The 19379-nt window shown below is 62.2% G+C and carries 16 protein-coding genes; 7 read left to right on the top strand and 9 right to left on the bottom strand.

Going from position 1 to position 19379, the window contains the following annotated elements; genetic code table 11:
• The first annotated feature begins 172 nt into the window (after positions 1-172).
• Positions 173-1657, top strand: coding sequence for an NCS1 family nucleobase:cation symporter-1 (locus ACYZUM_RS14075; protein WP_108183006.1), 1485 nt, complete (start codon positions 173-175; stop codon positions 1655-1657).
• A gap of 154 nt (positions 1658-1811) precedes the next feature.
• Positions 1812-3095, top strand: a complete 1284-nt coding sequence (locus ACYZUM_RS14070) for a Zn-dependent hydrolase (protein WP_108183005.1) — start codon at positions 1812-1814, stop codon at positions 3093-3095.
• A 128-nt stretch (positions 3096-3223) separates the two neighbouring features.
• Here ACYZUM_RS14070 and ACYZUM_RS14065 read toward each other — a convergent pair whose 3' ends face one another.
• The 9 genes from ACYZUM_RS14065 to ACYZUM_RS14025 all read right to left on the bottom strand — a co-directional run bounded on the left by ACYZUM_RS14065 (position 3224) and on the right by ACYZUM_RS14025 (position 13251).
• Complete coding sequence (locus ACYZUM_RS14065) at positions 3224-3433, bottom strand: hypothetical protein (RefSeq protein WP_041073306.1); 210 nt, start codon at positions 3431-3433, stop codon at positions 3224-3226.
• 222 nt (positions 3434-3655) lie between these two features.
• Positions 3656-5044 (bottom strand): amidohydrolase family protein, encoded by a 1389-nt coding sequence (locus tag ACYZUM_RS14060; RefSeq protein WP_108183003.1) that lies wholly within the window; start codon positions 5042-5044, stop codon positions 3656-3658.
• Between the two features lie 12 nt (positions 5045-5056).
• Positions 5057-6412 (bottom strand): nucleobase:cation symporter-2 family protein, encoded by a 1356-nt coding sequence (locus ACYZUM_RS14055; protein WP_108183002.1) that lies wholly within the window; start codon positions 6410-6412, stop codon positions 5057-5059.
• A gap of 257 nt (positions 6413-6669) precedes the next feature.
• Positions 6670-7710, bottom strand: coding sequence for a CobW family GTP-binding protein (locus ACYZUM_RS14050; RefSeq protein WP_108183001.1), 1041 nt, complete (start codon positions 7708-7710; stop codon positions 6670-6672).
• A 102-nt stretch (positions 7711-7812) separates the two neighbouring features.
• Positions 7813-8442, bottom strand: a complete 630-nt coding sequence (locus ACYZUM_RS14045; RefSeq protein ID WP_262948599.1) for a UbiX family flavin prenyltransferase — start codon at positions 8440-8442, stop codon at positions 7813-7815.
• An 11-nt stretch (positions 8443-8453) separates the two neighbouring features.
• Positions 8454-9839: a UbiD family decarboxylase gene (locus tag ACYZUM_RS14040; RefSeq protein WP_108182999.1), complete on the bottom strand. Its 1386-nt coding sequence runs from the start codon at positions 9837-9839 to the stop codon at positions 8454-8456.
• A 349-nt stretch (positions 9840-10188) separates the two neighbouring features.
• Positions 10189-11094: an amidohydrolase family protein gene (locus tag ACYZUM_RS14035; protein WP_108182998.1), complete on the bottom strand. Its 906-nt coding sequence runs from the start codon at positions 11092-11094 to the stop codon at positions 10189-10191.
• A 4-nt stretch (positions 11095-11098) separates the two neighbouring features.
• Positions 11099-12028: an amidohydrolase family protein gene (locus ACYZUM_RS14030; RefSeq protein ID WP_007965237.1), complete on the bottom strand. Its 930-nt coding sequence runs from the start codon at positions 12026-12028 to the stop codon at positions 11099-11101.
• A 332-nt stretch (positions 12029-12360) separates the two neighbouring features.
• Positions 12361-13251 (bottom strand): LysR substrate-binding domain-containing protein, encoded by an 891-nt coding sequence (locus ACYZUM_RS14025; protein WP_108182997.1) that lies wholly within the window; start codon positions 13249-13251, stop codon positions 12361-12363.
• A gap of 118 nt (positions 13252-13369) precedes the next feature.
• Here ACYZUM_RS14025 and ACYZUM_RS14020 point away from each other — a divergent pair, with 118 nt between their 5' ends.
• From ACYZUM_RS14020 to ACYZUM_RS14000, 5 genes are all read left to right on the top strand, one after another.
• The gene (locus ACYZUM_RS14020) at positions 13370-13834 is read left to right on the top strand and encodes a (2Fe-2S)-binding protein (RefSeq protein WP_108182996.1); all 465 of its coding nucleotides are present in this window, start codon (positions 13370-13372) and stop codon (positions 13832-13834) included.
• Positions 13834-16047, top strand: coding sequence for a xanthine dehydrogenase family protein molybdopterin-binding subunit (locus ACYZUM_RS14015; protein ID WP_108182995.1), 2214 nt, complete (start codon positions 13834-13836; stop codon positions 16045-16047). Before ACYZUM_RS14020 ends, ACYZUM_RS14015 begins: the two co-directional genes overlap by 1 nt.
• Before the next feature lie 6 nt (positions 16048-16053).
• Positions 16054-16947 carry a LysR substrate-binding domain-containing protein gene (locus ACYZUM_RS14010; protein WP_142580032.1) on the top strand — a complete coding sequence of 298 codons (894 nt, stop codon included), beginning with the start codon at positions 16054-16056 and terminating at the stop codon, positions 16945-16947.
• 186 nt (positions 16948-17133) lie between these two features.
• Positions 17134-18630 carry a helix-turn-helix transcriptional regulator gene (locus tag ACYZUM_RS14005; RefSeq protein WP_041073285.1) on the top strand — a complete coding sequence of 499 codons (1497 nt, stop codon included), beginning with the start codon at positions 17134-17136 and terminating at the stop codon, positions 18628-18630.
• Between the two features lie 134 nt (positions 18631-18764).
• On the top strand, positions 18765-19022 hold the full coding sequence (locus ACYZUM_RS14000; protein WP_041073283.1) for a DUF1652 domain-containing protein: 258 nt from the start codon (positions 18765-18767) through the stop codon (positions 19020-19022).
• Positions 19023-19379 lie beyond the last annotated feature (357 nt).

Genomic DNA, 19379 nt, shown 5'->3' with positions numbered 1-19379 from the left:
TGTAGCACCGCCTGAGCGTCAGACGGAGTACCCGGCACGTTTATTGATGCCGCCGCTGACACCATGGCCGGTGCAAGAAAGTTGTCAGTTCCTCCGGCCATCGTCCGGCTCGCACCCTGGTGTGCAGCCGCCTGATGAGCAAAAAAATAATCAGAAGAACAGTGGAGCGGCCATGCAACAGAACAGATCGCAAGTGACCGAGCGCGACGGCTTGTTCGAACTCGAAGCCGGCAGCGACGTCCTCGACAGTCCCCGTTACAACCACGATATGGCACCGACCAAGGTGCGCGAACGCACCTGGAACAAATGGCACATCACCGCGCTGTGGGTCGGCATGTCGGTGTGCGTGCCGACTTACACCCTCGGCGGCGTGCTCACCGCTTACTTCGGCCTGACTGTCGGCGAAGCGCTGATGGCGATTCTGCTGGCCAACGTCATCGTGCTGATCCCGCTGACCCTCAATGCTTTCCCCGGCACCAAGTACGGCATTCCATTCCCGGTGCTGCTGCGTTCGTCATTCGGCGTGCTCGGCTCCAACGTGCCTTGCCTGATTCGTGCGCTGGTGGCGTGTGGCTGGTTCGGGATTCAAACGATGTTTGGCGGGCTGGCGATTCACCTGTTTCTTGGCTCGATCTTCGACGGCTGGAAATCCCTCGGCGGAACGGGGGAGGTGATCGGCTTCATGATCTTCTGGTCGCTGAACCTGTGGGTGGTGATCCGTGGTGCCGAGTCGATCAAGTGGCTGGAAACCCTGTCCGCACCGCTGTTGGTGGCGGTCGGCATTGGCTTGCTGATGTGGGCCATGCCCAATGTGTCGATGAGCGAGCTGCTGGCGATTCCACCGAAACGCCCGGAAGGCGCGAGCGTGGTCAGTTACTTCGCCGCCGGGCTAACAGCGATGGTTGGCTTCTGGGCCACGTTGTCGCTGAACATTCCTGACTTCAGCCGCTACGCCAAGAGCCAGAAGGACCAGATACTCGGGCAGATTTTCGGTCTGCCGCTGACCATGTTCCTCTTCGCCTCGCTGGGGGTGGTGATGACTGCTGCGTCGGTGAAGCTGGTGGGTGTCACGGTATCGGATCCGGTCAGCCTGATCGGCCATATCCAGAGCCCGCTGTGGGTGGCGGTGGCCATGGCGCTGATCATCATCGCCACGCTGTCGACCAACACGGCGGCGAACATTGTTTCGCCAACCAACGACTTCCAGAACATCGCGCCCAAGGTGATCAACCGTACCAAAGCGGTGTTGCTCACCGGCTTCGTCGGGCTGGCGCTGATGGCCCACGAGCTGCTGAAAAAGCTCGGGTTGATCGTCTCCGATGTCAGCCTGGAAACCGTGTATTCCAACTGGCTGCTGGGCTATTCGAGCCTGCTCGGACCAATCGCCGGGATCATGGTGGTGGACTATTTCCTGATCAAGAAACAGCAACTGGACCTGGCCGGGCTGTACCGCGATGACGTGTATCCGGCGTGGAACTGGGCCGGGTTTGCCGCGTTTGGCGTGCCCGTGGTGCTGACCCTGCTGTCGCTGGGTAGCGATGCGTTCAGCTGGTTTTACAGCTACGGCTGGTTTACCGGCTCGGCGCTGGGCGGGGTGATTTATTACGGGTTGTGCGTGATGCGGGCGCAGCCTTCGGTCGTGAAATCACCGGTGTGAGGGAGGGCCTCATCGCTGGCAAGCCAGCTCCCACAAGGATCAAGTCGTACACAAACCATGAGTTCACTCAAAACCTGTGGGAGCTGGCTTGCCAGCGATGGCGGCCTGGAAAACACCAAAGAAATATCCTAAGAAACTGCCTGAGGAGATCAACATGAACGCAGCCGTAGACGTTCTGCAATCCACCCATCAGCACATCAACCGCGACCGCCTCTGGGCCTCGCTCATGGAACTGGCCAAGCTCGGTGCCACGGTCAAGGGCGGGGTCTGTCGTCTGGCCCTGACCGACCTCGATCGCCAGGCCCGTGACCTGTTCGTGCAGTGGTGCAAGGACGCCGGATGCAGCGTCACAGTGGATGCAGTCGGCAACATCTTCGCCCGCCGCCCGGGGCGTAATCCGAACCTGCCGCCGGTGATGACCGGTAGCCACATCGACACCCAACCTACCGGCGGCAAATTCGACGGCTGCTTCGGCGTGCTCGCCGGCGTCGAGGTGCTGCGTACCCTCAATGACCTCGGCGTGGAAACCGAAGCACCGCTGGAAGTGGTGGTCTGGACCAACGAAGAAGGCTCGCGCTTTGCTCCGTGCATGATGGGTTCCGGCGTGTTCGCCGAGAAATTCACCCTCGAAGAAACCCTGGCCAAGGTCGATGCCGACGGCGTCACGGTTGGCGAAGCGCTCAACGCCATTGGTTACGCGGGGTCACGCAAAGTCAGCGGGCACAAGGTTGGCGCCTATTTTGAAGCACACATCGAGCAAGGCCCGATCCTCGAAGACGAGCAGAAAACCATCGGCGTGGTACTCGGCGCCCTCGGGCAGAAGTGGTTCGACCTGAAACTGCGCGGCGTCGAAGCGCACGCCGGGCCAACGCCGATGCACCTGCGCAAGGACGCCCTGGTCGGCGCCTCGGTCATCGTTGGTGCGGTCAACCGCGCCGCCCTCGGCCACCAACCCCACGCTTGCGGCACCGTCGGTTGCCTGCAAGCCTATCCCGGCTCGCGTAACGTCATCCCTGGCGAAGTGCGCATGACCCTCGACTTCCGCCATCTGCAGCCCGAGCGCCTCGATTCCATGATTGCCGAAGTGAAGCAGGTCATCGACGCGACCTGCGAAGAACACGGCCTGACCTATGAACTGACCCCGACCGCCGACTTCCCGCCGCTGTACTTCGAAAAGGGCTGCGTCGAAGCCGTGCGCGGCGCGGCGAAAGGCCTGGGTTTGTCACACATGGACATCGTCAGCGGCGCCGGCCACGACGCGATCTTCCTCGCCGAACTCGGCCCGGCCGGAATGATCTTCGTGCCGTGCGAAGGCGGCATCAGCCACAACGAAATCGAGAATGCCGCGCCGGATGATCTGGCGGCCGGGTGTGCGGTGTTGTTGCGGGCGATGCTCGCGGCTTCGGCGATGGTGGCGGAGGGGCAGCGCGCGGCCTGAAGATCAAAAGATCGTCCGATCGCGGCCCGAGCCTGCGGCAGCTCCTACAGTTGGATCGCATTCAACCTGTAGGAGCTGCCGAAGGCTGCGATCTTTTAGTGGTCACCTGCAGGAACGACTTGGTTTGATCAACCGGGCCGGTCATTTTTACTTGCAGTGCCCTGACGTCGGTCAGGGCCGTTGGGGTTGCCGACATCCAGCAACCTTCGTTCGACCAAAACATTCTCCAGTGCCTGACGCTCGACCGGCGCCATTTGGTGTTCACGCTTTTTCAGCTCCAGCAGAATCGGGCTGGACCAGGTGCGATAAGTCTGTTCGATGTTGCGACGCGACGTCATCAGTCTCTCCTTGATCAAGAGCCCGGTGTAGCTGGCAGGGGCTCAATCCGATGAGGGAATAACGTTAGTCGACAAACCCCGAATCCGCGAATGACTCAATGTTTTGTGGGAGCTGGCTTGCCAGCGATAGCAGTGGGTCAGTCTCTGCTGCATTGACTGACAGCCCGCCATCGCTGGCAAGCCAGCTCCCACAGGGTTTTGCGTTGCGTGTGGGATCCGGGATCAGTCCTCGATATTCATCATCGCCTGCACACCTTCCCATGCCTCGGCGCGCATCCGTTCGATATCCAGCCCCGGAATCACGCCGTTATCGACCACGATCCGGCCGCCCACCAAACTGTATTTCACCGTGATCGGTTCCCCCGCGACGACGGGTGCAACCGCGCAATCGTGGAAGCCGAAGAAGCGGGGATGGTCGAGGCTGTAGATCACCAGATCTGCCGCTTGCCCGACTTGCAGTGTACCGACCGCGCCCAGTCCCAATACCTGGGCGCCGCCCGCTGTGCCCCAATGGATCACGTCTTCGGCGGTGGTCGCCGAGGCGCCTTGTTCGGCGCGGTGGATCAGCCATGCGGTGTTGGCTTCGCCGACCATGCTTCCGGATTCGTTGGACGCGACGCCGTCGACGCCGAGGGAGATTGGTACGCCGGCCTCAACCATTTGCGGCACCGGCGCGACGCCACTGCCCAGGCGCGCATTGCTTACCGGGCAGTGCGAGACGCCGCTGCCGGTCTGGGCGAGCATGCGGATTTCCCCCGGTTGCAGGTGCACGGCGTGGGCGAACCAGACGTCGGGGCCGAGCCATTCGTGTTCGGCGACGAATTCCACCGGCAGGCAGTTGTACTTGTCGCGGCAGAAATTCACATAGTTCTGGGTTTCCGACAGGTGTGTGTGCAGGCGCAAACCGAGGCCGCGTGCGGTGTGTGCCAGTTCGCGCAGCAGGGTCGGCGGCAGCGAAAAGGTCGGCGTGGTGGGCGCGACGACCACTCGGCGCAGGGCATCCGGGGTGTCCTGGTGATACCGCGATTTCAGCCGCTCGATATCGCCGACCATTTGCTCGAGGCTTTCCGGTTGCAGCGCGGTTTTCGAGAAGCCCGGGTGGGCGCTGGCGGACTCCAGTGCGCCACCGCGACACAGCACAAAGCGCAGGCCGAATTCGTCGGCCAGATCGAACAGCAGATCCCCGGTCTCGGTTGTGCCGTGGGCGTGATAGAGATAGTGATGATCGGCGCAGGTCGTCACCCCGGACAGCAGCAACTCGACCATGCCCAGACGGGCGGCGATCCGCGCCAGTTGCGGGGTAAAACGGTTCAAGCGTGGGTAGGGCACGCTCGCCAGCCAGCCTTGCAGATCCTGATTCAAACCTTCGGGCACGGCTTTGAGCAGGTTCTGGAACAGGTGATGGTGGGTGTTGATCCAGCCCGGATAGACCACGCTGTTGCGCGCATCGATCACCCGTTCGCCGGGGTGTGGCTCAAGGTCGGCGGCCATTTCGGCGATGCGTCCGTTGATCACGCGAATGTCCACCGCGCCGGCCCGGGCACGCGGGCCGCGCAGGCCGGTCATCACCGCGAGCGGGTTTTTGATCAGGATGTTTTGAAGTTGAGTCATGGCAGGCTCCAGTCAGAGAATGTGCGAGGCGGATTTGCCGGGTGTGGTGTCTGGCACGCTGACGCCGTTGAGCGCCGCGTTGAGCAGCACCGACACCAGGCAGGCGATGACCACGCTGCTGTGCAGGAACGGCTGTGACCACTCGGGCAGTTGTTTGAACAGAGTCGGCGCGAGCACCGGTACCAGCGCGGCGGCGATGGTGAAACCGACGATCAACACGTTGTAGCGATTGCGTTCATAGTCGACCTTGGCCAGGGTCTGGATGCCCGCCGCCGCGACCACGCCGAACATGGCAATGCCGGCACCGCCCAGCGCCGCCGTCGGCATCGAGGCGATGATCGCCCCGGCCTTGGGCACCAGCGCAATCGAACACATCAGCAGGCCACTGACGGCGACCACCCAACGGCTGCGCACGCCGGTCAGGATCACCAGACCGACGTTCTCCATGAAGGCGATAAACGGGAATGCGGCGAACATTCCGGCGATGGTGCTGGCCAGGCCATTGGCGCGCAGGCCGTTGATCACCTGCTGGTCTTCCACCGGTTTGTCGACGATGTCGCCGATGGCCACGAACAGCCCCATCGACTCGACCATCTGCACGATCATCACCACCACCATGGTCGCGATGGGGATCAGGCTGAACGTCGGCAGGCCGAAGTAGAACGGGTAGGGCACGGTCAGCCACGGCACCTCTTCAACACTGTGGAAATTGCCCATGCCCAGACCGTAGGCCAGACCGGCGCCGACCAACATACCCACCAGCACCGCCATGTTGCGCAGCAGCGGGCTGCCATAGCGATTGACCAGCAGAATGGTCAGCAGCACCACCACCGCCACCGCGAGAAAGGCCGGCGCGCCGAAGTTGCTCGCATTGCGTCCGCCACCGACCCATTCATAGGCAATCGGGAACAGCTGCAGACCGATCACGGTGACGATGCAACCGGTCACCACCGGCGGGAAAAACCGCCGTAATCGGCCCACGAACGGCGCCATCAGCAGGGTGAAAATCCCGGCACCGATCACCGCGCCGCAGACCCCGGGGAAGCCCACTTCGGGGTTGCTGCCGATGGCGATTACCGGGCCGACGCTGCTGAACGCCACACCTTGCAGGATCGGCAGGCGCACGCCGAATTTCCAGAAACCGACGGTCTGCAACAGGGTGGCGATGCCCGAGCAGAACAGCGTGGTGCTGATCAGCACCACGGTATCGGCGTGGGACATTTTCAGGGCGCTGGCAACGATCAACGGCACGGCGATGGCGCCGATGTACGAGACGGCCATGTGCTGCAGGCCGAGGGTGAGCATCTGTCGCACCGGCAAAACGCGGTCGACGGGGTGCACGGTGGAGGAAGGAGTGGCTGACGACATGGGGAATCACCTCTGGCTGTTTTTATGCGGTAGAGAGGGGTATTCGTCTGATGCCGATCAATTGCCTGATGCCGTAATGAGACACTTGTGGCGAGGGAGCTTGCTCCCGCTGGACTGCGCAGCAGGCCCATGCTTTCAGGGGCCGCTTCGCGACCCAGCGGGAGCAAGCTCCCTCGCCACAGGTACCGGGTCACCGCCAATTGATCGTTCCAGTCATTCGTGCCCGAAGCCGCCATCCACCGGCTCCGATGCCTTGTTCAGCCTGCGAGGCAGGCGGCAAAGCCCTGGTTCAGCGCCGCGCGGTCCAGGTCACGGCCGATGAACACGATCTTGCTCGAGCGGGGCTCCGTGCCCCAGGCGGTCGAGGCGCGGAACTCCACCAGGCTGTGCACGCCTTGCAGCACGTAGCGCTGGTCTTCGTTGGCCACGGCCAGCACGCCTTTCATGCGATAGAGGTTGTCGGCCTGGGACGAGCGCAGTTCGCTGATCCAGCGGTGGAACGCCATCAGGTTGACCGCACCGTCCACGGAGATGCCCACCGATGACACGCTCGGGTCGTGTTCGTGGTCGGGCTCATCATGGTGGTGTTCATGGTCGTGATGCTCAGGTTCAGCGCCGATTTCCATGAGCTTCTGCGTGCATTCGAAGGCGCCGATGCCGAGGATTTTCGTCAGGTCGATCTGCGCATGAGTGGAGGTCACCAGATCCGCCGTGGCGTTCAAACCACGGATCTTGCCGCGCAGAATGTCCACCTCTTCAGGGCTGACCAGATCGACCTTGTTGATGACAATGCGATCGGCGCAGACGATCTGATCCACCGCCTGATTGTCGACGCCATCCAGTTGCAGATCTTCCAGGTGCTGGGCGATGTGCTTGGCGTCGACCATGGTCACGATCGCATCGAGTTCGACGTCCTCGGCAATCGGGTCATTGATGAAAAAGCTTTGCGCCACCGGGTACGGGTCGGCCAGCCCGCTGGTCTCGATCAGGATGTGATCGAGGCGTACCGGGCGCGCCACCAGTTCGCGGACGATGCGCACCAGATCCTCACGAACTTCGGCGGTGCAGCACACGCAGCCGTTGACCATTTCGTAGATTTCTTCGGTCTCCGAGCTGAGCACCAGATCACCGTCGATGCCGACCTCGCCGAACTCGTTTTCGATCACGGCGATCTTGCGTCCGTGGTTTTCCTTGAGGATGTAATTGAGCAGGGTGGTTTTGCCGGCACCGAGAAAACCGGTGAGGATGGTCACGGGGATTTTGGTGTTGCGGGTTGGGGCGTTGAAGGGGGTGTTCATCTGGAGCTCCTTTGATTGGCGTTTGTGGCGAGGGGATTTATCCCCGATGGGTCGCGAAGCGGCCCCAAAATCTGCAATTGCGCTGTGTCAGGAAAACCTCATTCACAGGTTTTGCGACTGCTGCGCAGTCGGTCGGGGATGAATCCCCTCACCACAGGTATTCATTTCCACATTGGGATTTGTGTGTTCTTTCCATCGGCGGGCAACGCCGGCATCGAGGCCGAACAGGTCGAGCACTCTGCCCAGACTGTGATCGACCATCTGCGCCAGGCTTTCGGGCCGGGCGTAGAACGCCGGCACCGGTGGGGCGATGATCCCGCCCATCTCGGTCACGGCCGTCATGTTGCGCAGGTGGGCGAGGGTCAGCGGGGTTTCGCGGGCCATCAGCACCAAGGTGCGGCGTTCCTTGAGGGTGACGTCGGCAGCGCGGCCGATCAGCCCGGACGACGTGCCGGTGGCGATCTCTGCCAGGGTGCGCATCGAACACGGCGCGACCACCATGCCCAGGCAGCGAAACGAACCGCTGGCAATCCCGGCGGCGACGTCATCGGCGCGGTGGTAGTGGCTGGCGAGTGCAGTGACATCGGCCAGTTTGTAGTCGGTCTCGTGGGCCATGGTCAGCAGCGCGGCGCGGCTGATGATCAGGTGGCTTTCGATGTTCAGCTCGGCCAGCAACTCCAGCAGACGCATGCCGTAGACGAAACCGGACGCGCCGCTGATGCCGACCACCATCCGCTGGCGGTTCACAACGCCAGCCCTTTGAGCCGTTGCCGTGCCCGTTCGAGCACGTCCTGAGCAAGCTGCGCCTTGATCCCGTCGAAGCCCGAGCCACGGGTGGCGTCAAGACCCATGCGCGAAGTGGTGCCGTTGACCGAGGACGACGGGTCCAGCGGGCTGCCGGGCAAACCGTCGATCATGAACAGGTCCAGATGCGGCTGGAAATGCGTGGCCAGCGCCCACAACACCTGGCTGTCGTCAGTGATGTCGATATCGCTGTCCACCGCGATCACGCTTTTCAGATACGGATCCCAGCCGAGCAGGGCCAGCATGATCTGCCGCGCTTCGCCGTCGCGGCTCTGATCCAGCGCCACGTAGCAATGAAAGTGGGTGCCGGAGTTCGGGTAGTGCACGGCGGTGACGGCAGGGAAACGTGCCTTGAGCTTCTCGCTCATCTCCGCCTCCCGGGGCAGTCGGGCGAGGGTCAGGTGTTCGGCGTAGCGGCCACCCATCACGTCTACCAGCCAGGCATCCTTGCGCCGCAACAGGGTATCGACGCGCAGCACATTGTTGGTCGAACGATCCGAGGAATAACCGCTGAACTCGCCGAACGGGCCTTCCTCGGCGTAGGCCGTCGGGTCAATGGCGCCCTCGAGAACGAACTCGGCGTATGCCGGGACGCCGATGCCGTAGCGCGGGGTCTTGACCAGTTCCAGCGGCGCACCGAACAAGCCGCCAGCGACGGCACGTTCATCGCTGCCGTAGGGCAAGCGCGCTGCCGCCGCGAGCATGAACAGCGGATGCGCGCCGACCACCATCGCCACGCGCAATTCTTCACCGCGTTCACGAGCGGTCTGCAGCATTCGCCACAAATGTCCGCGCGAGTGCAGGCTGGTCGCCAGGGACTGGCGGGCGTGGCGCATCGAGCGGTGGTAGCTCATGTTGGCGATGCCGGTCAGCGGGTCCTCGGCGATGATGATCGCGTTGGTGATGTACGGCCCGCGATCGCTGTCGAAGTGCTTGAGCATCGGCAGCAGCGCCAGATCCACGGCTTCGCCTTCGAACACTTCATCAAGCACCGGGCCGCTTTCCACGTAGCGCGGGGCGATGGGCTGGTTGGCGCGGCGCTGGAAGGTTTCGTGCAGTTGTGCAGGCGTTACGCCGAACAACCGGGCGATGCGGGTGCGGGAGGCAAACAGGTTGGTCGCCACCGGCACCTTGAGGCCGCCGACGTTTTCGCAGATCAGCAACGGATCGCGGCCCTGTGCGGCGAGGGCATCGACCAGGGCGGTGACGTCCTGATCGGCAGAAACGGGTTGGGTGATGGTCAGCACATCGTCCGGGTACTCTCGGCGATAGGCGTCGGTGAACACGTGAAAATCCTGAGAATCGCCGAGCGTCGAACGGGTCATGGTTTCACCTCGTAAAAAGCAGGCACGCAGGGGTGAGAAGGTGTTCGATCGAGCAGCCGTTGGCCTGCCGGTCGAGGGAACGCCGGTTCATCTTCGTGCCTGTAAAGTCGCTGTGTTGCCTCTACTGTTCACTTAGGTGCTGAGGCGATTCCTGTGGCGAGGGCCTTTGTGGTGAGGGGATTTATCCCCGATGGGCTGCGAAGCAGTCCTAAAACCAATAAACGCGGTCTGCCTGATACACCGCGGTTGCAGGTTTTGGGGCCGCTGCGCAGCCCATCGGGGATAAATCCCCTCACCACAGGGTTCCCTTGTGCCCCAGGAATCAGCGTTACCCAGGAATCAGCGTTGCCTAGAGGTACGTGGTCGTCAGGCGAATATCGGCCTCAACCAGATCCTTCGGCGGTGGCGTCGGTTCGATTCCGCACAACCGCGCGATGTTGTTGCCCAGGTAGTCCTCCAGATGATCCTCATCGATGCCCAGACCTTGCGGCGCCGGTGAGCACAACACCTCCAGCTCGCGCAGCCACATGCCCGGTTCGTTTGGCGGCGAGTCGGTGCCGAACACGATCTTGTTGCGCGGCAGTTCCTTGGCGAATTCGACGATCCGTGACTGGAAGCACCAGCCGGATTCGCAGTACACGTTCGGCGTGTCCATCGCCATCCAGAACGCCTCGAACGAGTAGTTGCCGCCGGTCTGGATGCCGAAGTGGCCGATGATGAAATTGACCATCGGGAACTCGCGGATGATCGGGTAGAACATCGTCGGAATGGTGTACGGGCCGTCGCCGGTATGGATCAGCACCACGATGTTGTACTTGGCGCAGACTTTCATCGCCGGACGCAGCCAGTCCAGCGCCCGATCCGGGCGATAGCCGTGCATGTTGGCGTGCAGCTTGAGCATCTTGAAGCCGTATTCCTTGATGTGGAATTCCAGCTCCGCCGCACCGTTTTCCGGGCCCCAGCGCGGGTTGAAGTTGAAGTTGCCGATGAAGCGGTCCGGGTACTTCACACAGAGTTCGGCGACGTACGACATGTAGTCACGCACGCCTTCGCGGCCCCGGCGGTTGCCGTCGCGATAACCGGTGTTGCCCGGTGGCGGCTGGATAAAACCCATATCGATGCGGCGTGGCTTGCCGTTGATGATGTACGGGCCGTCCATCAGCTTGAGCATGCGCTCGCCGGTGAACGGTTCGCCGGTGTGGCGCCAGGCCTCGTCGACCAGGTTGGTGGGGTGCAGATGGGTGTCGATGATCATCGGTTCAGCTCCTGGCCAGTTGCGTGGTGACGGGGCGCTTGAGTTGCGCCTCTGCTTCGGAAACGGAACGCGGCGGCGGGGTCGGTTCGAGGCCGATCATCCGCGCGGTGTTGTTGCCCAGATACTCTTCGAGGGTGTCCTCGTCGAGGTTCAGGCCTTGCGGCGGTTCGTGGCACAGCACTTCGAGCAGGCGCAGCCACATGCCCGGTTCGTTCGGCGGGGTGTCGGTGCCGAACAGGATCTTGTGCGTCGGCAGCACCTTGGCGAACTCGACGATCCGCGATTGCAGGCACCAGCCCGATTCGCAGTACACGTTGGGCAGCTCCATCGCCCATTGCATCGGTTCGAACACGTAGACGCCGCCGGTCTGCACGCCGAAGTGGGCCATGATGAAATTCACGTTGGGGAATTCCTTGATCATCGGCACCCACTCCGAGGGGATGCTGTACGGCCCGTCGCCGGTGTGCAGCTTGACCGGAATCCCCAGCTCGGCGCATTTCTCGAAGCACGGGCGCACCCAGTCCAGTGCACGATCAGGCCGGTAGGCGTGCATGTTGGCCTGCATCTGCACCATCTTGAAACCGTGCTCCTTGACGTAGCGCTCGATCGCCTCGACGCCGTTTTCCACACCGCAGCGCGGGTTGTAGACGAAGCAGCCGATGAAACGATCCGGGTAGGTCTGCACCATTTTCAGGGTGTAGGCCATGTAGGCGTCGATGGATTCACGGCCCGAGAGTTCGCCGTCGGTCCAGGTGTAAATGGTGTTGCCCTGCGGCGGCTGGATGAAGGCTTTGTCGATCCGGCGAGGCTTGCCGTTGACCATGTACGGGCCATCCATCATCTCCAGCAGACGCTCGCCGGTGAACGGGTCACCGTCATGCCTCCAGGCGAGGTCCACGAGATCCGTGGGATAGCAGCTGATATCGATGATCATTGAAGTCGATCTCCTGATAGCGGGGAAGGGAGCCTTGCGGCTCTCGGCATCCACGCCCCGGGCAATCGGCCATTTCTATGCGCAGGTCTCGCGCATTCCCTCGCCTGTTCGCATCCGGCCCGGGTGGGTGGTTGCTGAGGGCGAGTATTGGAAAGGGGGGAGGGGTTCGTACAATATTAATTGGACGCGGTGGTGATACTTGGGCGATATGGTTTGGGTTTTTGTGGTGGTTGTGCCGACCCCTTCGCGAGCAGGCTCGCTCCCACAGGGGGAATGCATTCCAACTGGAGAAATGCGGTCAAACTGTGGGAGCGAGCCTGCTCGCGAAGGCGTCAGTGTTGCGTATGCAAAGCCAACTGCCTGATCACCTCAACCACCGGCGCCACCCGCTCAGCCTGCCCATGCGGCCACACCGCGTAGAGGTTGTAATGCGCAGTAATCTGCGCCTCGTTCAACGCCACCAGCCGCCCACTGCGCAATGCATCGGCGGCAAGCAAACCGCGCACCAGCCCGGCGCCAACCCCGGCTTCGGCAGCCGCAATCAGGTTGGCCGCATTATCGAAAATCACCCGCGCCGCTGGCTCCACCGGGGGCATTCCGGCCGCATCCAGCCACGGAATCCATGAGCGTCGCGTATAGCCCAACAGCGGCAATTCAAGGATCTGCGCAGGGCTCAACGGCAACTGCAAACCATAGCGCTCAAGCAACGCCGGCGAAGCCACCGCCAGCACCCGATCGCCACAGATCTGTGTCATCTCGCAGTCATCCCAATCGCCATAGCCGTAACGCAACGCCAGATCCACCCGCTCGAAGCTGCTGCGATCACTGCGCGGCATCGACAGCAGCGTCACCTCGTAATCCGGCAGTCCGTCGAGCAATTCCGGCAGGCGCGGATTGAGCCAGCTCTGCGCCAGTTCACTGTCGACGTCCAGGGTCAGGCGTTGCGCCACGCTGCGGTTTTTCACCGAGGACAGGGCCCGGTCGATCTGCGCCAGCCCGTCCGCCAGCACGCTGGCAAACAACTGCCCGGCATCGGTGAGGTTGCTGCCGCCGCCCTCACGCACGAACAACGGCTGACCGATGAAATCTTCCAGTGCGCGAATCTGCTGGCTGATCGCGCTGTGCGTCAGGTCGAGCTTGCGCGCCGCACTGGAAAAACTGCCGCTGCGCGCCGCGTGGATGAACGCGCTCATGGACTGCACCGACGGGTATCGCTTGTACATGTTGTTAGTCCTGCTTACAGCGGTTGGCAGAAATCGTCGCTGGCCGCGGTTTGCCCGGGGTTCCAATAATCGGTCACCAGGCCCGCACAAAGACGGGCCGCTCTTTTGGAGCCTGACAATGATCGCATTCACGGTTAACGGCGAACGACGCGAGCTGGATGAAGCGTCCCCCTCCATGCCCTTGTTATGGGTACTGCGTGATCAACTGAAACTCACCGGCACCAAATTCGGCTGCGGCATGGGCCTGTGCGGTGCCTGCACCGTGCATCTGGACGGTGTCGCGGTGCGTTCCTGCCAGTTGCCGCTGGCCGCCGTCGCGGGCCACAGCATCACCACCATCGAAGGCTTGTCGCCGAGCGAGAATCATCCGCTGCAACTGGCCTGGGTCGCCGAAGATGTGCCGCAATGCGGCTACTGTCAATCCGGGCAGATCATGTCCGCCGCCGCGCTGCTCAACACCGGCGCGGCGGTGACTGACGATTCGATCCGCAATGCGATGTCGGGGAATATCTGCCGTTGCGGCACTTACGGGCGGATCAACAAAGCGATCAAACGTGCGGCGAATGCGCCGAAGGAGGCCTGATGAGCCTGCGCGACGACACCTTGCTCGAACCGTCACGCCGGGTGTTTCTCAAGCAGGCAGCGACGGTCGCTTCGGGCCTGGCGATTGCTCTGTACCTGCCGTCCGGTAGCGCCGCCAGCGACTCGAGAACCCTGGCGCCGGCCACGGAATTCGAGCCTAACGCCTGGGTGCGGATCTTCCCCGACGGCACGGTAAAACTGGTGGTGCACAAGCACGATTCCGGCACTGGCACGCAAACGGCGCTGGCCGCGTGCGTGGCCGAAGAGCTGGATGTGAACCCGATGACCGTGCAGGTCATCACCCCGGAAGATCCGTTCTTCGAGACCTACATTCACCCGGTCTGGAAAGTCTTTTCCACCGGCGGCAGCACCAGTGTGTCGCTGGAATACGAGCGCTTGCGCATGGCCGGGGCCACGGCGCGGGCGCTGTTGATTGCGGCAGCAGCGAAGCAATGGAAAGTCAGCCCGGACAGCTGCAGCACCGAAGAAGGTCGGGTGGTTCATTTGCCCAGCAAACGCAGCCTCGGCTACGGCGAACTGGTCGGCGTGGCGGCGCATTTGCCGGCACCGGCCCACGTCACCCTGAAGGATCCGGCGCAGTTCAAATACATCGGCAAACTGCGGCACAAGCGCGATGCCACGGCCAAGGTCTGCGGGCGCTTCAAGTACAGCATCGACGTGCAGTTGCCGGGGATGCTGGTGGCGGTGATTCAGCGCGCGCCAGTAGTCGGGGCGAAAGTGCTCGGCGTCGATTCGGCGGCGGCATTGCAGGTACCGGGCGTGCGCCAGGTGCTTGCAATCCCCGGGCGCCCGGACGTGCTCGGTGGCAACCTGGAAGGCGTCGCGGTGCTGGCCGACACGTTCTGGGCGGCGCAGCAGGGACGCAAGCTGCTTGAGATCAAATGGAGCGATTCGCCGCTGGCCGGTTTCGACAGCGCGGAACTGGGCAAAGCGCAAGCGGCCGCTATTTCCGACCCGAAAAGCCAGACCATCAAAGCCATGACGCATGGCGATGTTGACGCGCAATGGTCGCACGCGGCGCAGCTGATCGAAGCCGATTACCACATGCCGTACAAAGTGCAGAACCCGCTGGAACCGATCTGCATCACCGCACAGGTCAAGGACAACGCGATCACCTATTGGGGCGGCGTGCAGGTGCCGTCGTCGGCGCTGGAAGCCGCGCAAACAGTCTGCGGCATCGCCAAGGACAAGGTCACTATCAATGAGCTGGTGTCCGGCGGCAGCTTCGGTGCGCGGGAAGCCAAATACTGGTTGTTCGAGGTGGCGTATCTGGCGCAACAGACCGGCGTGCCGGTGAAGTTGCTCAACAGCCGCGAAGACGAAATGCACGCACTGTTCAATCACCCGGCGACGCTGCACCGGGTCAAAGGTGCGCTGGATGCCCAAGGCAAACTCAACGCACTGCAACTGCACGCGGTGTCACCGGCCTCGCCGGAGCAGTGGGAGCCGGGCTATTTCGAACGCCCGGATCACATGGATTACAGCACCACCGAAGCGATCACCGCGTGGGACTTCGCCTATCGTCCGCCGCATCTGCAGTTGAACTGGGTCAAGCACGAAAGCCAGGTGCCCAGCGGCTGGTATCGCTCGGTGAGCTTTATTCCCAATGTGTTTGCCGTCGAGAGTTTCATGGACGAGTTGGCCCATGCGGCAGGCGCGGATCCGCTGGCGTTCCGTCTGGCCAACATGCAGGAGCGGCCACGGCATGTGGCGGTGCTGAAACAGGCTGCCGAACGCGCCGGATGGGGCCAGCCGTTACCGCCCGGCACTGCGTTGGGCATTGCGACCTTTCAGGGTTACAGCAGTTTTATCGCCGTGGTGGCGCGGGTCGCGACGGTCGATGGCAAACCGAAAGTCGAGAAACTGACGTGTGTGGTCGACTGCGGTCTGGCCGTGTCGCCGGGCGGGGTCGAGGAGCAGATCTACGGCGGACTGATGTGGGGCTTGGGCCATGCGTTGTTTGATCGCCTCGATATCCAACAGGGCAGGGTGGTGCAGAGCAATTTCCACGACTACCGCGTGACCCGGATGTCGGACATGCCGGCCACCGATATCGTGGTGCTGGATGGCGAGCCGGGCAAACCCGGTGGCGTCGGCGAGTTGGGCAGTCCGTCGGTGGCCCCCGCGATTGCCAACGCTTTGTTTGCGTTGACCGGCGTGCGCCAACGGTCGACACCGCTGAGCCTGGGGTAAGCCGCCATGGACCTGCGCCTGCTGCGGTACTTCATGGCCTTGGCCGATGAGTTGCATTTCGGTCGGGCTGCGGAGCGGTTGCACATTTGCCAGCCGCCGCTGAGCCAGCAGATTCGTCTGCTGGAGGAGGAGTTGGGCACGCCGCTGTTCGAGCGCAGTCATCACCGGGTCGAGCTGACAGCAGCGGGTCAGATGCTCAAGGAGCAGGCGCCGCTGGTGTTCGAACAACTGGAACGGGCGCTGGACCTGACCCGCCAGACCGGGCGCGGGCAACTCGGCGAACTGGAAATCGGCATGATCAGTTCGGTGATGGTCGGCGTGCTGCCCAAGGCCCTGCACCTGTTTCGTGAGCGTTATCCGCAGGTGAACTGGCGCCTGCATGAAATGACCCCGGCGGCGCAGGTCAAGGCGTTGAAGGAAAAGCGCATCGACGCCTGCGTGTTCCGCGTCGGTTATGACGATCCGTTGCTGCGTAACGAGTTGCTGATCTACGAACCGATTCGTGTGGTGATGCCGGCCGATCATCCGCTGGCCAGCCGCGAGCTGCTGGCCCCGGCGGATCTGGCGCAGGAACCGTTCGTTGCGCTGGAACTGAAGCAGTCGCGGTTTGCCAACTTCCTTTATCAGTGCTGCGTTCAGGCCGGGTTCACCCCGCAGATCCGCCAGCAGGTGATTGAAGTGCAGACGCTGCTCAGCCTGGTGCGCGCCGGGTTCGGGGTGGCGCTGTTGCCGGCTTCTATAGAGCAACTGGCGCCGGCAGGGCTGGTGTTTCGCAGGCTGACGCCGGCGCTGCCGGAAGTGCCGCTGTACGCGACTTACCGCGCCGATGATGCTTCGCCGGTGCTCAAGCTGTTTCTCGATACGTTGCGCGAGCTGGTGGAAACCTCAGATCAACCTTGATCCCTTGTGGGAGCGAGCTTGCTCGCGAAGGCGGTGTGTCAGCCGACAGATTATTTGAAAGAACTACCGTATTCGCGAGCAAGCTCGCTCCCACAGGGGACTGTGGTGGGGCGCACATTTATGTTCGGCACGATCACGAACGCCTGCGGTCGTAATCTTCACACGCGCATTCCCTGTGGAGATCCAATGAGCCAGGAAGTCCTGACCACTGAAACCAATCGTCGCCAGTTGCAGCAGATTATCGCCGGGCTGTCCGACGGGGTGATTTTGCTGGAGCTCGATCAGAGCATCCTCTGGGCCAACGAGGCAGCACTGGCCATGCACGGTGTCAGCCGGATCGGCGAGCTGGGCACTAATGCCGATGAGTATGCCAAGCGTTTCACGCTGCGTTATCGCAACAACCACCTGTTGCCGCCCGAGAACTATCCGATCAGCCGCGTCGCACGCTGTGAGGTATTCAGCGACCTGTTGGTCGAAATGTCTGCCATGGATGACCCGGAACGCGTCTGGGTGCACAGTGTGCGCAGCATGGTACTGACCGACCGCGAAGGGCAGCCGGAGTCGCTGGTGCTGATCATGAGCGATGTCACCGATTGGGCCAATGCCGAGCAGCGTTTCGAAAAGACCTTCAATGCCAACCCGGCGCCGGCGGTGATCTGCCGCCTCAGCGACTTGCGTTACATCAAGGTTAATCCGGGGTTTCTGGAGATGACCGGTTACACCCGCGATCAGGTAATCGGTACTTCGGCCTATGAAATCGATGTCTTCGATCAGGCTGAGAAAAAGGATCTGGCGATCCAGCGTCTGCGCGATGTAGCGACCATTCCACAGATGCAGGCTCAACTGCGTCTGCCCGATGGCGGCAGCAAGCAAGTGATCGTCGCCGGGCAACCGTTGGTGCTCAATGATGAGGATTGCATGCTGTTTTCCTTCGTCGACATGGAGCTGCGGCACAAGGCGGAAGTAGCGCTGCGTCAGAGTGAGGAACGCTTCGCCAAGGCGTTTCGCCTGACCCCGGTGCCGATTCTGATCTGCAGTGCTGACGAGCAGCAGGTGATTGATGTCAATCAGGCGTTCCTCGACACCCTCGCCTACGACAGCGACGAGGTGGTGGGCAAAACCGTGACTCAGTTGCATTTCATCGACGACGACGGTGCGCGGGCCCGGCTGCTGAACGCCCTGGCCAAAAGCGGTCGGATTGATCGGGTCGACGTCCGCGTGCGCAGGAAGGATGCAGAGCTGCTGGAGTGCGCGGTGTCGGCTGACACCGTGAACATTCAGGACACGCCGTGCTATCTGCTGGTGCTGATGGACATCACCGAACGCAAGCGCACCGAGTTGGAATTGGTCGCGGCGATCGAAGAGGTGATGAAGGATGCTTCGTGGTTCAGCCGGACGCTGATCGAAAAACTGGCGAATGTGAAGAAGGTCAACTCGCCGCAGCTGCCGAGCGTGTCGTTCACTGATCTGACGGCGCGTGAGCGCGACGTGCTGGGGCTGATCTGCGAGGGGTTGGCCGACAAGGAGATCGCCGCCCGGTTGAAGCTGGCACCCAATACCGTGCGCAATCATGTGGCGACGGTGTATTCCAAGCTCGATGTGCACAGTCGCAGCGAGGCGATTGTGTGGGCGCGGGAGCGGGGTCTGTTTTCCGGCGAACGCGGCGCCAAGGGGCAACGGTAGGTGCAAATGCACTAATCGATGAGGTGCAAATGCAGGTTCTGGCGCGGTGGGGCAGTTCTTAGTCTGGTGGGGTGCGATACAAGCCTGTTGGCTTGGGATCGTCTCCCTTCGAAACAGCTAAAGGAACAAGCTCCATGATGAATCTTGCGCAGTTGCGCGCCAGCCTTGAGCAGAGTTTCTCGCCACTGGCGTGCGAGTGTTCAGTGGATGGGGATCATTCGCTGACGGTGAAGTTGTATCACCGGGAGTCGGGACAGGTGGATCTGGTGATCAGCGGGTTGAAACTCAATGAGTTGCGAACGCCGGAGGCTGTGGCGGCGTTGATTGATGAGTTGCGGTATGAGTTGGAGAGTAATTCTTTGCGGGCTGCTCGGGATCCGGATATGGCTTAGGGTTTTTGGCTGTTTTGGGTGTGGATCCGTTACTGCGGGTGTTGCTGATCAGGGTTCCGCCCTTACGGCGGGTCACTTTGGCAAAAGCCCCAAAGTAACCAAAGGGCTTTACCCTGACGTTCGGCCCTCGCTTGGGCTCGGGTTCCTTCGCTGCGAGATTCATCCGGGGGGCAGCGCCTACGGTTTGCTTCGCTGCACCTCCTCTCGCTGTGTTTGGCTGCGCCAAACGGTCGCTGCGCTCCCACCCCCGGATAAATCCCTCCACTCAGCCTGCCGACGGGCCCTCAGATCAAAAGCGGTACTCGAGCTAACGCTCATTGTGTTGAGTGGGGCGGCTTCGCCGCATGGGGTGTGCAC

It is taken from the genome of Pseudomonas sp. m6p, from assembly GCF_055760375.1.
This window is presented reverse-complemented; position numbering and strand designations above follow the sequence as displayed.

Excerpts from the sequence above, each read along its gene's own strand:
- ACYZUM_RS14025 (WP_108182997.1), bottom strand. The coding sequence starts at position 13,251 with ATGTACAAGCGATACCCGTCGGTGCAGTCCATGAGCGCGTTCATCCAC.
- ACYZUM_RS14020 (WP_108182996.1), top strand. The coding sequence starts at position 13,370 with ATGATCGCATTCACGGTTAACGGCGAACGACGCGAGCTGGATGAAGCG.
- ACYZUM_RS14060 (WP_108183003.1), bottom strand. The coding sequence starts at position 5,044 with ATGACTCAACTTCAAAACATCCTGATCAAAAACCCGCTCGCGGTGATG.
- ACYZUM_RS14005 (WP_041073285.1), top strand. The coding sequence starts at position 17,134 with ATGAGCCAGGAAGTCCTGACCACTGAAACCAATCGTCGCCAGTTGCAG.
- ACYZUM_RS14030 (WP_007965237.1), bottom strand. The coding sequence starts at position 12,028 with ATGATCATCGATATCAGCTGCTATCCCACGGATCTCGTGGACCTCGCC.
- ACYZUM_RS14040 (WP_108182999.1), bottom strand. The coding sequence starts at position 9,839 with ATGACCCGTTCGACGCTCGGCGATTCTCAGGATTTTCACGTGTTCACC.
- ACYZUM_RS14055 (WP_108183002.1), bottom strand. The coding sequence starts at position 6,412 with ATGTCGTCAGCCACTCCTTCCTCCACCGTGCACCCCGTCGACCGCGTT.
- ACYZUM_RS14050 (WP_108183001.1), bottom strand. The coding sequence starts at position 7,710 with ATGAACACCCCCTTCAACGCCCCAACCCGCAACACCAAAATCCCCGTG.
- ACYZUM_RS14065 (WP_041073306.1), bottom strand. The coding sequence starts at position 3,433 with ATGACGTCGCGTCGCAACATCGAACAGACTTATCGCACCTGGTCCAGC.
- ACYZUM_RS14075 (WP_108183006.1), top strand. The coding sequence starts at position 173 with ATGCAACAGAACAGATCGCAAGTGACCGAGCGCGACGGCTTGTTCGAA.
- ACYZUM_RS14015 (WP_108182995.1), top strand. The coding sequence starts at position 13,834 with ATGAGCCTGCGCGACGACACCTTGCTCGAACCGTCACGCCGGGTGTTT.
- ACYZUM_RS14010 (WP_142580032.1), top strand. The coding sequence starts at position 16,054 with ATGGACCTGCGCCTGCTGCGGTACTTCATGGCCTTGGCCGATGAGTTG.
- ACYZUM_RS14070 (WP_108183005.1), top strand. The coding sequence starts at position 1,812 with ATGAACGCAGCCGTAGACGTTCTGCAATCCACCCATCAGCACATCAAC.
- ACYZUM_RS14035 (WP_108182998.1), bottom strand. The coding sequence starts at position 11,094 with ATGATCATCGACACCCATCTGCACCCCACCAACCTGGTCGACGAGGCC.
- ACYZUM_RS14045 (WP_262948599.1), bottom strand. The coding sequence starts at position 8,442 with ATGGTGGTCGGCATCAGCGGCGCGTCCGGTTTCGTCTACGGCATGCGT.
- ACYZUM_RS14000 (WP_041073283.1), top strand. The coding sequence starts at position 18,765 with ATGATGAATCTTGCGCAGTTGCGCGCCAGCCTTGAGCAGAGTTTCTCG.